Annotated in this window: 15 protein-coding genes; 12 read left to right on the forward strand and 3 right to left on the reverse strand. The window is 70.3% G+C overall.

The features are described 5' to 3' along the window. Window positions 1-220: 220 nt before the first annotated feature. The 7 genes from ccrA (at window position 221) to pssA (ending at window position 8,068) form a co-directional block, all read left to right on the forward strand. Window positions 221-1,666 (forward strand): crotonyl-CoA carboxylase/reductase, encoded by a 1,446-nt coding sequence (gene ccrA, locus JNO44_RS42070; protein ID WP_205369190.1) that lies wholly within the window; start codon window positions 221-223, stop codon window positions 1,664-1,666. A gap of 13 nt (window positions 1,667-1,679) precedes the next feature. Further along, entirely contained in the window at window positions 1,680-3,701 is a 2,022-nt protein-coding gene (locus JNO44_RS42075; RefSeq protein WP_205369191.1) for a protein meaA, read from the forward strand. Further along, entirely contained in the window at window positions 3,698-4,663 is a 966-nt protein-coding gene (locus JNO44_RS42080) for an HpcH/HpaI aldolase/citrate lyase family protein (RefSeq protein ID WP_205369192.1), read from the forward strand. Before JNO44_RS42075 ends, JNO44_RS42080 begins: the two co-directional genes overlap by 4 nt. A gap of 5 nt (window positions 4,664-4,668) precedes the next feature. Continuing rightward, window positions 4,669-5,193, forward strand: a complete 525-nt coding sequence (locus tag JNO44_RS42085) for a MaoC family dehydratase (RefSeq protein WP_020963637.1) — start codon at window positions 4,669-4,671, stop codon at window positions 5,191-5,193. Between the two features lie 4 nt (window positions 5,194-5,197). Further along, a complete protein-coding gene (locus JNO44_RS42090; RefSeq protein WP_205369193.1) occupies window positions 5,198-6,403 on the forward strand; it encodes an acyl-CoA dehydrogenase family protein in 1,206 nt (401 codons plus the stop codon). Between the two features lie 170 nt (window positions 6,404-6,573). Further along, window positions 6,574-7,221: a phosphatidylserine decarboxylase gene (locus JNO44_RS42095; RefSeq protein ID WP_067345825.1), complete on the forward strand. Its 648-nt coding sequence runs from the start codon at window positions 6,574-6,576 to the stop codon at window positions 7,219-7,221. Beyond that, complete coding sequence (gene pssA / locus JNO44_RS42100) at window positions 7,208-8,068, forward strand: CDP-diacylglycerol--serine O-phosphatidyltransferase (RefSeq protein WP_174717860.1); 861 nt, start codon at window positions 7,208-7,210, stop codon at window positions 8,066-8,068. The genes JNO44_RS42095 and pssA overlap by 14 nt, the downstream gene beginning before the upstream one ends. Window positions 8,069-8,248: 180 nt before the next feature. On the opposite strand, the gene JNO44_RS42105 is transcribed toward pssA, so the two are convergent. Continuing rightward, entirely contained in the window at window positions 8,249-9,373 is a 1,125-nt protein-coding gene (locus JNO44_RS42105) for a glycerate kinase (protein WP_205371415.1), read from the reverse strand. 209 nt (window positions 9,374-9,582) lie between these two features. Here JNO44_RS42105 and JNO44_RS42110 point away from each other — a divergent pair, with 209 nt between their 5' ends. Further along, entirely contained in the window at window positions 9,583-10,080 is a 498-nt protein-coding gene (locus JNO44_RS42110) for an NUDIX domain-containing protein (protein WP_205369194.1), read from the forward strand. Window positions 10,081-10,325: 245 nt separating this feature from the next. Beyond that, the gene (locus JNO44_RS42115) at window positions 10,326-11,141 is read left to right on the forward strand and encodes a nucleotidyltransferase domain-containing protein (RefSeq protein ID WP_205369195.1); all 816 of its coding nucleotides are present in this window, start codon (window positions 10,326-10,328) and stop codon (window positions 11,139-11,141) included. 38 nt (window positions 11,142-11,179) lie between these two features. Here JNO44_RS42115 and JNO44_RS42120 read toward each other — a convergent pair whose 3' ends face one another. After that, window positions 11,180-12,220, reverse strand: a complete 1,041-nt coding sequence (locus JNO44_RS42120) for an aldo/keto reductase (protein ID WP_205369196.1) — start codon at window positions 12,218-12,220, stop codon at window positions 11,180-11,182. Window positions 12,221-12,478: 258 nt separating this feature from the next. Here JNO44_RS42120 and JNO44_RS44265 point away from each other — a divergent pair, with 258 nt between their 5' ends. After that, window positions 12,479-12,868, forward strand: a complete 390-nt coding sequence (locus JNO44_RS44265; protein ID WP_240167900.1) for a lipoprotein — start codon at window positions 12,479-12,481, stop codon at window positions 12,866-12,868. Further along, window positions 12,865-13,074 carry a hypothetical protein gene (locus JNO44_RS44270; RefSeq protein ID WP_240167901.1) on the forward strand — a complete coding sequence of 70 codons (210 nt, stop codon included), beginning with the start codon at window positions 12,865-12,867 and terminating at the stop codon, window positions 13,072-13,074. The genes JNO44_RS44265 and JNO44_RS44270 overlap by 4 nt, the downstream gene beginning before the upstream one ends. A 227-nt stretch (window positions 13,075-13,301) precedes the next feature. On the opposite strand, the gene JNO44_RS42130 is transcribed toward JNO44_RS44270, so the two are convergent. After that, window positions 13,302-13,937 (reverse strand): NAD(P)-dependent oxidoreductase, encoded by a 636-nt coding sequence (locus JNO44_RS42130; RefSeq protein WP_205369197.1) that lies wholly within the window; start codon window positions 13,935-13,937, stop codon window positions 13,302-13,304. Between the two features lie 145 nt (window positions 13,938-14,082). Between JNO44_RS42130 and JNO44_RS42135 the strand changes: the two genes are divergently transcribed. Next, on the forward strand, window positions 14,083-14,742 hold the full coding sequence (locus tag JNO44_RS42135; RefSeq protein ID WP_205369198.1) for a TetR/AcrR family transcriptional regulator: 660 nt from the start codon (window positions 14,083-14,085) through the stop codon (window positions 14,740-14,742). Window positions 14,743-14,786 lie beyond the last annotated feature (44 nt).

Genomic DNA, 14,786 nt, shown 5'->3' on the forward strand with positions numbered 1-14,786 from the left:
GCGCACCCATCCAACCGTGGGCGTGCCGACTGTCCCCGCAATCACTTTGTGCGCCCGGACGCCTGCGTCACAGGCACTCCCCCCAGCCACCGCCGGGGGTACCCCAAACCGCGCCCACCCGCGCAATGCCGAGCACCACCGGCCGAACCGACGGCACCTCCTCGCACCACCCCCGACGTTCCCTCAAGCCGTTCCATACGTGCTTCGCCGGAGGCATACCGTGAACCACATACTCGATGCGATCCTCGCGCCGGACAGTACGCGCGAAGACTTCGCCGCCCTTCCCCTCCCCGAGTCGTACCGCGCGGTCACCGTGCACAAGGACGAGGTCGAGATGTTCGCCGGCCTGTCCACCCGAGAGAAGGACCCGCGCAAATCGCTGCACGTCGAGGACGTGCCGGTGCCCGAACTCGGGCCGGGCGAGGCGCTGGTGGCCGTGATGGCCTCTTCGGTGAACTACAACTCGGTCTGGACCTCGATCTTCGAGCCGATGTCGACCTTCGGCTTCCTGGAGCGCTACGGGCGGCTCTCGCCGCTCGCCAAGCGCCACGACCTGCCGTACCACGTCATCGGCTCGGACCTGGCCGGCGTGGTGCTGCGCACCGGCCCCGGCGTCAACGCCTGGCACCCCGGCGACGAGGTCGTCGCGCACTGCCTCTCGGTGGAGCTGGAGTCCTCCGACGGCCACAACGACACCATGCTCGACCCCGAGCAGCGGATCTGGGGCTTCGAGACCAACTTCGGTGGCCTGGCGGAGATCGCGCTGGTCAAGTCGAACCAGCTGATGCCCAAGCCCCAGCACCTGAGCTGGGAGGAGGCGGCGGCGCCGGGTCTGGTCAACTCCACCGCGTACCGGCAGCTGGTCTCGCAGAACGGCGCGGCGATGAAGCAGGGCGACAACGTCCTGATCTGGGGCGCCAGCGGTGGCCTCGGCTCGTACGCGACCCAGTTCGCGCTGGCCGGCGGCGCCAACCCGATCTGTGTGGTCTCCAGCGACCAGAAGGCGGAGATCTGCCGGAAGATGGGCGCCGAGGCGATCATCGACCGCAATGCCGAGGGGTACAAGTTCTGGAAGGACGAGCAGAACCAGGACCCCCGGGAGTGGAAGCGCTTCGGCAAGCGGATCCGCGAGCTGACCGGCGGCGAGGACGTGGACATCGTCTTCGAGCACCCGGGCCGGGAGACCTTCGGCGCCTCGGTGTACGTCACCCGTAAGGGCGGCACCATCGTCACCTGTGCCTCGACCTCCGGCTACCAGCACGAGTACGACAACCGCTACCTGTGGATGTCGCTGAAGCGGATCGTCGGCTCGCACTTCGCCAACTACCGGGAGGCGTGGGAGGCCAACCGGCTGATTGCCAAGGGCAAGATCCACCCGACGCTCTCGAAGACGTACCGCCTGGAGGACACTGGCCAGGCCGCCCACGACGTGCACCGCAACCTCCACCAGGGCAAGGTCGGCGTGCTGTGCCTGGCCCCCGAGGAGGGCATGGGGGTACGCGACGAGGAGAAGCGCGCGAAGCACATCGACGCGATCAACCTGTTCCGCGACGCGCCAGCGGAGCGGACCGACAAGGCCAGCCGCGACGCGCCAGCGGAGCGGACCAACAAGGCCAGCCGCGACACCGCGGCGCCGCACGCCGGCGCGCCGGACCGGAACGCCTGAGGATCGGGACTACATGACTGAGCGTCAGAAGGATCGTCCGTGGCTGATGCGGACGTACGCCGGGCACTCCACCGCCGAGGCGTCCAACGAGCTGTACCGGCGCAACCTCGCCAAGGGCCAGACCGGCCTGTCGGTCGCGTTCGACCTCCCGACGCAGACCGGATACGACCCCGACCACGTCCTGGCCCGCGGCGAGGTCGGCCGGGTCGGGGTCCCGGTGTCCCACCTCGGTGACATGCGACGCCTGTTCCAGGACATCCCGCTGGAGCAGATGAACACCTCGATGACCATCAACGCCACCGCCATGTGGCTGCTGGCGCTCTACCAGGTGGTCGCAGAGGAGCAAGGTCTCGACGAGGAGGCCATCGCCAAACTGTCGGGCACCACGCAGAACGACATCGTGAAGGAGTACCTCTCGCGCGGGACGCACGTCTTCCCGCCGGGCCCTTCGCTGCGGCTGACCACGGACATGATCACGTACACGGTCAACCACATCCCCAAGTGGAACCCGATCAACATCTGCAGCTACCACCTGCAGGAGGCGGGCGCCACGCCGGTGCAGGAGATCTCGTACGCGATGTCCACCGCGATCGCCGTGCTCGACGCGGTGTTCGCCTCCGGCCAGGTGCCCGACGAGCGGCGGGGCGATGTCGTGGCCCGGATCTCGTTCTTCGTGAACGCGGGCGTCCGCTTCGTCGAGGAGATGTGCAAGATGCGCGCCTTCGGCCGCATCTGGGACAAGATCACCCGCGAGCGCTACGGCATCGAGGACCCCAAGCAGCGCCGCTTCCGCTACGGCGTCCAGGTCAACTCCCTGGGGCTGACCGAGGCGCAGCCGGAGAACAACGTCCAGCGGATAGTCCTGGAGATGCTGGCCGTCACGCTCTCCAAGGACGCCCGCGCCCGCGCCGTCCAACTTCCCGCGTGGAACGAGGCGTTGGGGCTGCCCCGCCCCTGGGACCAGCAGTGGTCGCTGCGCATCCAGCAGGTCCTCGCGCACGAGTCGGACCTGCTGGAGTACGAGGACATCTTCGCCGGGTCGCACGTCATCGAGGCCAAGGTGGACGCCCTGGTGACCGACTGCCTGGCCGAGATCGACCGGATCCAGGAGATGGGCGGCGCGATGGCGGCCGTGGAGTCCGGCTACCTGAAGTCGCAGTTGGTGTCGGCGCACGCCGAGCGGCGGGCCCGGATCGAGTCCGGCGAGGAGAAGATCGTCGGCGTCAACTGCTTCGAGGGCACCGAGCCCAATCCGCTGACCGCCGACCTGGACACCGCGATCATGACGGTGGACCCGGCCAACGAGGACCGCGTCGTACGGTCCCTGCACGACTGGCGGGACAACCGCGACGAGGTGCGGGCCCAGGACGCGCTCTCGGCCCTGAAGAAGGCCGCGGCGGGCGACACCAACCTCTTCCCGGCGACGCTGGAGTGCGCCCGGGCCGGGGTGACGACCGGTGAGTGGGCCTGGGCGCTGCGGGACGTCTTCGGCGAGTTCCGGGCTCCCACCGGCGTCTCGGGCGCGCCGGTCGCGGTGACCGCGGAGACCGGCTCGCCGCTCGCCGTGGTCCGCGAGAAGGTCGCCAGGACCGCGGCCGATCTGGGCGGCGGCCGACTGCGGCTGCTGGTCGGCAAGCCCGGTCTGGACGGGCACAGCAACGGCGCCGAGCAGATCGCCGTGCGGGCCAGGGACGCCGGCTTCGAGGTGGTCTACCAGGGCATCCGGCTCACCCCGGAGCAGATCGTGGCGGCGGCGGTCGCGGAGGACGTGCACTGCGTGGGGCTGTCGATCCTGTCGGGGTCGCACGCCGCGCTGGTGCCGGACGTGCTGGAGCGGCTGCGTCGCGCCGGGGCCCCCGACCTGCCGGTCATCGTCGGCGGCATCATCCCGTCCGCGGACGCCGCGGAGCTGCGCCGGGCCGGCGTCGCCGCCGTCTTCACCCCGAAGGACTTCGGGATCACGGAGATCATCGGCCGTATCGTCGACGAGATCCGCACCGCGAACAAACTCGACCCCCTGGAGGTCCCCGCATGAGTGCGCCCGTGCAGCGGCTGCGTCCGCGCCGTTCGTGTCTGGCGGTGCCGGGCAGCAACCCCCGCTTCCTGGAGAAGGCCCAGGGCCTGCCGGCCGACCAGGTCTTCCTGGACCTGGAGGACGCCTGCGCGCCGCTGGCCAAGCCGGAGGCCCGGCACACCATCGTCAAGTTCCTCAACGAGGGCGACTGGACGGGCAAGACGCGGGTGGTGCGGGTCAACGACTGGACCACCGAGTGGACCTACCGGGACGTCGTCACCGTCGTCGAGGGCGCCGGCCCGAACCTCGACTGCATCATGCTGCCGAAGGTGCAGGACGCCGCGCAGGTGACCGCCCTGGACCTGCTGCTGACCCAGATCGAGAAGACCATGGGCTTCGAGGTCGGCCGGATCGGCATCGAGGCGCAGATCGAGAACGCCAAGGGCCTGGTGAACGTCGACGCGATCGCCGCCGCCTCGCCCCGCCTGGAGACCATCATCTTCGGTCCGGCGGACTTCATGGCGTCCATCAACATGAAGTCCCTGGTGGTCGGCGAGCAGCCGCCCGGCTACCCGGCGGACGCCTACCACTACATCCTGATGCGGATCCTGATGGCGGCCCGCACGCACAACCTCCAGGCCATCGACGGCCCCTATCTCCAGATCAAGAACGTGGACGGGTTCCGCGAGGTGGCCGGCCGGGCGGCCGCGCTGGGCTTCGACGGCAAGTGGGTGCTGCACCCGGGCCAGGTGGAGGCCGCCAACGAGGTGTTCTCGCCGTCCCAGGAGGACTACGACCACGCCGAGCTGATCCTCGACGCCTACGAATGGTGCACGTCCGAGGCGGGCGGGAAGAAGGGTTCGGCGATGCTCGGCGACGAGATGATCGACGAGGCGAGCCGCAAAATGGCGCTGGTCATCGCCGGAAAGGGCCGGGCAGCCGGCATGGCCCGTACCACCACTTTCGAAGCCCCGGAGGCATGAGCACGATGCAGTTCGGCCGCACCTACGAAGAGTTCACCGTCGGCGATGTGTACAAGCACTGGCCGGGAAAGACGGTGACCGAATACGACGACCACCTCTTCTGCCTGCTGACCATGAACCACCATCCGCTGCACATGGACAGCAACTACGCCGAGCGGACCACCGATTTCGGGAAGAACGTGGTCGTCGGCAATTACATCTACTCCCTGTTGCTGGGCATGTCGGTGCCGGACGTCTCCGGAAAGGCCATCGCCAATCTGGAGATCGAGTCGCTGAAGCACGTGGCGCCGACGTTCCACGGCGACACGCTCTACGGCGAGACCACCGTGCTCGACAAGACGCCGTCGAAGTCCAAGTCCGACCGCGGCATCGTCCACGTCGAGACCAAGGGCTACAAGCAGGACGGGACCCTGGTCTGCGTCTTCCGGCGCAAGGTGATGGTTCCCACCGCCACGTACATCGAGGAGCGCGGCGGCGAGCAGCCCGGCCGCCCCGAGCTCAAGGCCCCCGCGGCCCGGAAGGAGAAGTGACCTGATGGCGCGTCTCGCACAGACCGACGGTCTGACCGACATCCAGCAGGAAATCCTCTCCACCGTCCGCGACTTCGTGGACAAGGAAATCATTCCGGTCGCCACGGAGCTGGAGCACCGCGACGAATACCCCACGCAGATCGTCGAGGGCCTCAAGGACCTCGGCGTGTTCGGGCTGATGATTCCCGAGGAGTACGGCGGGCTCGGCGAGTCGCTGCTCACCTATGCGTTGACGGTCGAGGAGATCGCCCGCGGCTGGATGAGCGTCTCCGGCATCATCAACACGCACTTCATCGTGGCGTACATGCTCAAGCAGCACGGCACGCAGGAGCAGAAGGACTATTTCCTTCCGAAGATGGCGGCGGGCGAGATCCGCGGCGCCTTCTCGATGTCGGAACCGGCGCTGGGTTCCGATGTCTCGGCCATCTCCTCCAAGGGCGTGCGGGACGGCGAGGAATTCGTCCTCACCGGCCAGAAGATGTGGCTCACCAACGGCGGCTCGTCCACCCTCGTGGCGGTGCTGTGCCGGACGGAAGAGGGCCACCCGGAGGGCACCGCTCCGCACAAGTCGATGACGACCTTCCTGGTGGAGAAGGAGGCGGGCTTCGGCGAGGTCCGGCCGGGCCTGACCATTCCGGGCAAGATCGAGAAGATGGGCTACAAGGGGGTCGACACCACCGAGCTGATCATGGACGGTCTGCGCATTCCGGCGGACCGGGTCCTCGGCGGCGAGACGGGGCGTGGCTTCTATCACATGATGGACGGCGTCGAGGTGGGCCGGGTCAATGTGGCCGCGCGTGGCTGCGGGGTCGCCCAGCGTGCTTTCGAGCTGGGCGTGGCGTACGCGCAGCAGCGGCAGACCTTCGGCAAGCCGATCGCCCAGCACCAGGCGATCCAGTTCAAACTTGCCGAAATGGCGACAAAGGTGGAGGCGGCCCATGCCATGATGGTTAATGCAGCACGCAAAAAGGACTCCGGACAACGAAACGACCTTGAAGCGGGCATGGCGAAGTACCTGGCCTCCGAGTACTGCAAGGAGGTGGTCGAGGACGCCTTCCGTATCCATGGCGGCTACGGCTTCTCCAAGGAGTACGAGATCGAGCGCCTCTACCGGGAGGCCCCGATGCTCCTGATCGGCGAGGGAACGGCCGAGATCCAGAAAATGATCATCGGCCGCCGGCTACTTGAGGAGTACCGGATCCAGGACTGAACGTCCCCTTTGGGTCGTTTACCGGTAGATAAAGATCACACCGCGTCATCGTTCTTCGGCCACGGATTGGCTCTGGCTCTTGGCCAGTTGCCGCTCGCAACCGATAGCATCCCTGGAAAGCCGCCGTCCCCCGTATCCATACGCGGCATCCTCCGCTACGAAGGTCATTCATGCCCCACAGCCAATCCTCTGCACAACGCGGTCGCGTCCGCCTCGCGCGCGGAGCATCGCCGTGGCTCCTCCCGACCGTGGCAACGGCGGCGGTCAGCCTGGCCCGTGCCCGCCGGTCCGGACGCTGGGCCGCCGTCGCCGTGCCCACCACCGCACTCGCGGCGGGCATGCTGTGGTTCTTCCGCGACCCCGAGCGAGAGATCGCTCAGGGGCGTGTCATCTCTCCGGCCGACGGCGTGGTGCAGAGCATCATGCCGTGGAAGGACGGTCGCACCCGCGTCGCGATCTTCATGAGCCCGTTGAACGTCCACGTCAACCGCGCGCCGCTGGCCGGCACGGTGACGTCCGTGGAGCACATCCCCGGCGGATTCGTCCCGGCGTTCAACAAGGAGAGCGAGAACAACGAGCGGGTCGTCTGGCACTTCGACACCGAGCTGGGCGACATCGAGATGGTGCAGATCGCCGGCGCCGTCGCCCGCCGCATCGTCCCCTACGTGCCCCAGGGCACCAAGGTCGAGCAGGGCGAGCGCATCGGCCTGATCCGCTTCGGCTCGCGGGTGGACGTCTACCTCCCGGAGGGTGTCGAGCCGGCGGTCGAGGTCGGCCAGGCCACTACCGCGGGGGTGACTCGCCTTGACCGTGATTGATCCCGAGACCCAGGCGGGCTGGGCGCCGGAGAACGACGAGGACGACGATGACATGCCGCTGTCGACGCGGCTGTCAATAGCGGACACCCTCACGCTCGGCAACGCCATCTGCGGCTTCATGGCGGTGTACTTCACCACCACCGGCGTCCTCATCCCCCACCTGACGGGGACCGAGGACGGCGGGATGGCGCGGCACAGCGCGGCGATGGCCGTGATCCTGATGCTCCTGGCGTCGGTCTTCGACCTCTTCGACGGGCTGGTGGCGCGCAAGCTGCGGGCCTCGGCGATGGGGGCCGAGCTCGACAACCTCTCCGACCTGATCAGCTTCGGGCTGGCACCCGCGTACTTCGTCGTGACCTGGGGCATGGTCGCCCAGGACGCACACCAGCGGGTGTCGGTGGTCGCAGCGGTGGTGGTGCTGCTGGCGGTCGTGCTGCGACTCGCCCGCTTCTCCTGCGTCACGCTGCGCGACGGCATCTTCCAGGGCATGCCGAGTCCCTTCGGCGCCCTGACCGTCGTCGCCATCGTCCTGCTGGAGCTGCCGTTCCTGCCGACGCTGCTGGCGATCATCGGGGTGGCCTGGCTGATGGTGAGCCGGGTCGAGTACCCCAAGCCGCGGGGCCGACTCGCGGTGGCGATGCTCAGCTGGATCGTGCTCAGCATGGGCATGCTCGCCGCCTGGGCGCTGGACGCCCCCGGCGGCCAGCTGCTGCTCCAGACCGGCTGCTCCCTGCAGATCGTCCTGGGCGCCATGATCCCGGTCTTCGCGACGGCCCGGAGGGTCAACACCTTCCGTGACAACCGCCGCGAGTCGCGCGCCGAGTCGCGCGCCGCCCACCAGCCCTAGCGGACCCGGGCGGCGGCGCCCACGAAGAACGCCGAGAGGCCCCGAGCGGAACGTTCCGCTCGGGGCCTCTTCGCATGCGGCGGAAGCCTTGCTTGTGACGGGAGCCGTGGTGTGCGGCGAAAACCGTCGTGTGCGGCGGGACCCTTCGCGGGCGGCTCGCGGCACCCCGCCGCGACGTCGTCAGACCAGGAAGTCCCGCGCCAGGCTCTCCGCCGCCCGCTCCAGCAGCGGGCCCGCCTCGGCCATGCAGCGGGCCGGATCGGACTCCAGGTCCGTCAGCGCATACGCCCGCCGGATACCGGCCGCGGCCAGCGCCTCCTGCGGCAGCTGCAGCCGCCCGCAGACCGCGACCACCTCGATGCCGGCCGCCCGCGCCGCCGCAGCGACCCCGGCCGGCGCCTTGCCGTGCAGGGTCTGCTCGTCCAGCGACCCCTCGCCGGTGATCACGAACGTGGCCCGGGCGAGCGCCGGCGCGAACCCCAGCACGTCCAGCATCACGTCGATGCCCGGCCGGAACGCGGCGTCCAGGCCGACCAGCGCGCCATAGCCGATGCCGCCCGCGGCCCCGGCCCCGGGGGCCAGCGCGTGCTCGGCCGCCTTCGGGCCGACGGCGCGCTCCAGCACCTCGGCGAAGTGCGCCAGCGCGGCATCCAGGACGGCCACGTCCTCCGGGCTCGCGCCCTTCTGCGGCCCGTAGACCGCCGGCGCGCCCTTGGGGCCGGTCAGCGGATTGTCGACGTCACTGGCGAGCACGATGTCCGTACCGGCCAGCCGCGGGTCGAGCCCTGACAGATCGGCCGTGGCCAGCTCCCGCAGCCCGCCACCGCCCGGCCCCACCGGCGCCCCGCCGGCGTCCAGGAACCGCGCGCCCAGCGCCGCCAGCATGCCCGCGCCGCCGTCCGTCGTGGCGCTGCCGCCGACGCCGAAGACGATCGAGGTCGCCCCCGCGTCCAGCGCCGCGAGCAGCAGCTCACCGGTGCCGTACGTGGTGGCGGTGAGCGGCGCGAAAACGCCCTTCGGGAGGTGCTGGAGGCCGGATGCCTCGGCCATCTCCACCACCGCCGTGCCGTCCTCGCGCAGCGCGAAGGTGGCCGTCACCGGCTCGCCGGTGGGCCCGGTGACCCGCGCCTCGTGCCGGGTGAAACCGGCCGCGAGGGCCGCCGCCGTCGTCCCGTCGCCGCCGTCCGCGACCGGCACTGCCGCCACGTCCAGGCCGGGGACCACGCGCCGCAGACCGGCCGTGACGTGCTCGGCGACCTCGACGGCCGTGAGCGAGCCCTTGAACTTGTCCGCGGCGATCAGCACATGTGCTGTGTGTGTCCTTGCTGCGTCCGCCACCGTGTTTCCCCTTGCTTTCGAACTGGCAGTCGCGCCGCTGCGACCTTATCCGCACGACGCCCCCGCCGAACAGAGCGACAGAGGATCACCCCGCCACACCGGTCCGCACCCGTCTGCACCAGTCCGCCCCCTGGACGTGCTTCTCCCTCCTGCCGGGCACCCCCTAGGCTCGCGCCGTGACGACCATGGACGACGACTACGCCACCTACATCGCCGGCCTGCCCCGTGTGCTGGCGGGCGCCGGAGTCATCTTCCGCGATGCGGAAGGCCGCCTGCTGCTCGTGGAACCCAACTACCGCGACACCTGGGTCCTGCCCGGCGGCACCATCGAATCCGACACCGGCGAATCTCCCCGCCAGGCCGCCCGCCGGGAGACCCTGGAGGAGATCGGCCTCGACGTGGCACCGAGCCGACTGCTCGCCGTCGACTGGGTGCGTGGCGAGGCGCGGCCCCCGCTGGTGTCCTACCTCTTCGACGGCGGAGTGCTGGACGCGGCCCAGCTCGCGGCGATCCGCGTGCAGGAGGAGGAACTCCTGTCCTGGCGCCTCGCCCACTGGGACGAGGCCGAAACGCTGCTGGCCAAGGACCTGCGGCTGCGGGTCCGCGCCGCCCTGGACGTCCTGGAAGCCGGCCACGGCCCGGCGGAACTGGAGGACGGCCTGCCACCGGCCTGACCGGGCGGCGCCGGATGGGGAGAGGAGGGAGAGGAGGGAGAGGGCGAGCGGGGCCGACCCGCCTCCGATTCCTGCCACCGCCCCTCCCCGGAATCCGACTCGCTCCCGTCGCACGCCACACAGACCACAGACCGCAGACCGCAGACCGCAGACCGCAGACCGCAGCACGGTTTCTCAACCTCAACCCTCAGTGTGAGAACCGTGGGTTGATTCCTTGCCGCCGCCCGCCCCCTAGCCTCGTTCCCATGGAAGAGATCGCGGCACGCATCGCGCGGGTGCCGGGAGTCGTCGGGGTCATGCTCGGGGGCAGCCGCGCACGAGGAACCAACCGCCCGGATTCCGACTGGGACCTGGGCGTCTACTACCGAGGCACACCGGACCTGCCCGCACTGGCGGCGCTGGCGGCGGACGTGACCGGCGGCCCGGTCGAGATACACCCACCGGGCGCCTGGGGCCCCTGGGTGAACGGCGGGGCGTGGCTAGTCCTGCCCGACGGCAGCCATGTGGACTGGATCTTCCGGGACATCGACCGGGTACGGCGGGTGTGGGAGGACTGCCGCGCCGGCCGCTTCGAGACCGGCATACAGGCCGGCCATCCCCTGGGCTTCTGGTCCCCCGCCTATCCGGGCGAAGTGGCCCTCGGCCAGATCCTGGCAGACGGCTCCGGGGAGTTGGGCCGCCTCAAGGAGGCGACCGGCACGTATCCCGAGCCGCTGCGCGAGGCACTGACCGCTGCCGCCGTCTGGGACGCGGGCTTCTCGGTGGCGTTGGCGGCCAAGTCGTCCGCGGCCACGGACGTCCTGCATGCCTCCCTGTGTCTTTCCCGGGCCATAGGCGCCCTCGTCCAGGCCCTGCACGCCCACCACCGCGTCTGGTGCCTGAACGAGAAGGGCGCCCTGGCGACGGCTGCCACCCTTGCCCACACCCCACCGGACTTCGCCGCCCGCGCCAGCGCCCTGCTCGGCGAACTCGGCCGCACCCAGGCCCAGTTGCGTTCCTCCGTCACCCGGGCGGAACACCTGGTGGCGGAGGTACAGGGGGTGGTCACTGGGGAGCGGTGACACGAGGGGAGGGCGGAGGCGCAATGGGCCGGCCTCCTTCATGCATGGCGGGCCGGGCCGCTGCCCGCACCGGAGACCGTGATGGCGGTGGCGATCTCCTCGATGTCGGCCGGTGTCAGCTCCAGCGAGCCCGCGCCGATCCAGCCGTCCACCTGGGCGGACTTGCGCGCGCCCACGATCGCCCCGGTGATGCCGGGCCAGGCGAGCGCCCAGGCGATGGCGACCTCGGCCACACTGCGCCCATGGCGTTCGGCGATCGGCCGCAGCGCCTCGGCGAGTTGGAGGTTGGCGGTCAGGCCGGTCGTGAAGTCGTGGTGGGCGGTCCGCCAGTCCTCGGCGGGCAGGCCGGCCACACGCTCGGTGGAGAAGGCCCCGGTGAGCAGGCCGGACTGCAGTGGCGAGTAGACGATCACGCCGGTCTCGTGGGCGTGTGCCCAGGCGATCTCAGCGGCGGCCGACCGGTTGATCGCCGAGAACGGCGGCTGGATGACGTCGACATGGGCGATCTGCTCGGCCGTGTCGAGCAGATCCGGCGTGTGATTGGACAGCCCGATGGCCCGGACCTTGCCCTCGGCCTTCAGGTCGGCCATGACCTGCCAGTACTCCTCCAGCGGGGTGGCGTTGGGTGATACGGCGCCGAAGCCGCCACCGGCGTACTCCAGCGATTCGCCGGTGTCGGGATAGTGCACCTGGTACAGGTCGATGTGGTCGACGCCCAGCCGTCGCAGGGAGTCTTCGACCTCGCGGCGGACGCTGGCGGGCTTCATGATCCGCCGAGGTGCGGCCGCCGGATTCTCCGGGTCCCAGACCAGGCCGACCTTGGTGAAGATGTACGGGCGGTCGGCCTGCGGCAGGCCGGCGATGGCCTTGCCGACCAGTTCCTCCGAGTGGCCCAGGCCGTACACCGCGGCGGTGTCGATCCAGTTGACGCCCGCGTCCAGCGCGTGGCGGATCGCGGCGACCGACTCGGCGTCGTCCGTGGCACCCCAGCTGAAGGTCCAGCCCGAGCCGGACACGGCCCACGAACCGAAGCCCAACCGGGTGATCTCCATGCCGGTACGGCCAAGCGTGACAGTCATGAGTGATGCGCTCCTGTGAATCGGAAAAGCCGGAACCGTTCCGGCGGATTCGACTTTCGGCGATGCACGCCGGGGCGGGCAGTGCTCGGCTCTGCCTAGGCACGCCATGACCAGGTCGCGTCCGACGGGTCGGCGGGCAGCCACTGCCGCGGGCGCGATGCGTTGTTCTCCCCTGTGCCGCATCAGTGGGGTCGTCTCCCGGCCGCCGGTCCCGGCAGTCGGCTACGGCTCGGCGAAACCAGAGGGAGGGGGATCCGGGTGCCGAGCCGTATACGACGACGGACCGCGGGGGTGCTGGGTGCCGCGCTGCTGGCCGGGGCGGTCCTGGGCTGTGCACGGGACGAGGGTGAGCACGTCGTGTCGGTGGGCGGTGCCCGTTCGGCGTGCGAGCTGCCGGTGACGTTGGAGATTCCGACGCCGTGGAAGAAGTCGCTGGACGAGGACGCGGCCGACAAGAAGCGGTCCCGGTACGCCCGCTGCCGCCTTGAGCTCGGGACCGGGAAGACGGCGCTCGCCTTCTGGGTCGACGTCTACGACAAGGGCAGGACAAAGACGAGCGCCGATCCGCTCAAGGCGCTGCTCGACTACGACGGCCAGGGCATGTCCAACTACGCGAGTACTACGGCAGCGAGTACGAGAACCGGTTGACGATCGCGGGGCACCCCGCCGCGGAGATGGGCTACACGGTCAGCCCGCCGACCGCCCACGACGAGTCCTTCCGGAGGCGGATGTTCGCCGTGGTCACGCCCGACGCCACGATCATGGTGGGGGTGGGCGGCGACAACCCCGGCGCCGACGAGCGCACCCGCGCGCTCTACGACCGGGTGAAGTCCTCCCTCCGGTTTGCCTCCTGACCCTTTGACGACCTGTCGGCGGTCCTTCCCCCGTCCGCCCCGACCGGCGTTCTGGGGCAAGTGCGGCTCCCGTCGCCCCCGTTCGGACTCGGCCGGATCGCCGCGTCCTACACGGCCCTGAAGGGGCGGCGGCCCGGCTCGTCACCGACCCACCCTGTGGACAGGGCCTGGGGCGGGTCCGCGAAGTCCCGCCTGCCGGGCGGACGACGAGACTTTGCGGGCACCACCTAGCTGCTGACGCCGACCGCGTGGGCGTATGTGCGGGGGTCCGGGATGAGGTCGAGCATGGCGCGGGCGACGTCGGCGCGGGGAACGGAGCTGCCGGACGGGCCGCCTTCGACGGCGTGGCGGTAGCGGCCGGTGCCCGGCTTGTCGAGCAGGCGGGGCGGGCGTACGGAGGTCCAGTCGAGGTCGGTCGCGCGCAGGACGGCCTCCATGCGTTCCAGGTCGGTGTAGAGCTCCCTGAGGACGGCCCAGAGCAGGGGGCCGAAGACCCGGTGGGTGAGGAACGGCTGGCCGGCGCCGGTGCGGTTGAGCGGGCCGGCGCTGACCACGAGGAGGCGGCGCACGCCGGTCGCCGCCATGGCCTCCGTCACTGCGCGGGCCGAGGTGGAGGCGGGGCGCAGCGGGTCGTGGCGGCCCAACTGGCCGATGCCGGAGAGGACCGCGTCGGCGCCCTCGATGGCGGGTTTGAGGGAGGCGGCGTCGAGGGCGTCGACGCGGACGACCGTCAGGCGCGGGTGACGCACGGTCAGTTTCTCGGGGCTGCGCAGTGCGGCGGTCACGTCGTGCCCGTCGGCGAGTGCCTGGCCGACGAGGTGCCGGCCGATGCCTCCCGAGGCTCCGACGACGGTGATGTTCATGGCTCCTCCGGTGATCCTTCCTGGCCACCCCCGCGCGGCGGAGCACCGTGGAACGCAGCGGGACACCGCGACGAACAGGGGTGAGTGAGCACTTACCCAGCAGTGTGGGTGAGTGCTCACTCACCTGTCAATGTAGGGTCGTCCCATGAGCCACGAAGCCGCCGCCCCGCTGTCCGGAGGCGCCTTGACGCGCTCCCGCATCCTCGACGCCGCCGCCGCGCTCATGACCAGCGTGGGGCTGACGCATACGACGACCAAGCAGATCGCCAAGGAGGCGGGATGCTCCGAGGCCGCCCTGTACAAGCACTTCCGGAGCAAGGAAGAGATCTTCGTGCAGGTGCTGCACGAGCGGGTGCCGCAGTTCGCGGACGCGCTGGCGGAGCTGCCGGATCGGGCGGGTGACGAACGCGGCCCGGCCGGGCACCTGGAGGAGGTGGTGCGCTCGGCCCTGCGGTTCTACCGGCGGTCGTTCCCGATCGCGGCGTCGCTGTTCGCCAGTCCGGAGCTGCTGGCGACGCATCGGCGCAAGTTGGACGCGCTGGGTGGCCTCGGGCCGCACAACGCGAGCCGGCAGCTGGCTGCGTATCTGGCAGCGGAGCAGGAGTTGGGGCGGATCTCCGCCGGGGCCGATCCAGACGCGGCGGCCAATCTCCTGATCGGGGCCTGCTTCCACCGGGCGTTCCTCGACCTGTTCTTCGACGGGGAGGCGCCCGCGGGTGGGCTGCGGCCGGCGGGCGAGCAGGAGTTCGTGGCGGAGACGGTGCGGGCGCTGCTGGGCGGACTCTCGCCGTCGGGCGGCGCCTGACGGGTCGGCGGGCGCCGGGGCGGTGGCGCTCGCCGCGTCCCTGG

It is taken from the genome of Streptomyces noursei, assembly GCF_016917755.1.
Taxonomy (GTDB): Bacteria; Actinomycetota; Actinomycetes; order Streptomycetales; family Streptomycetaceae; genus Streptomyces; species Streptomyces yunnanensis.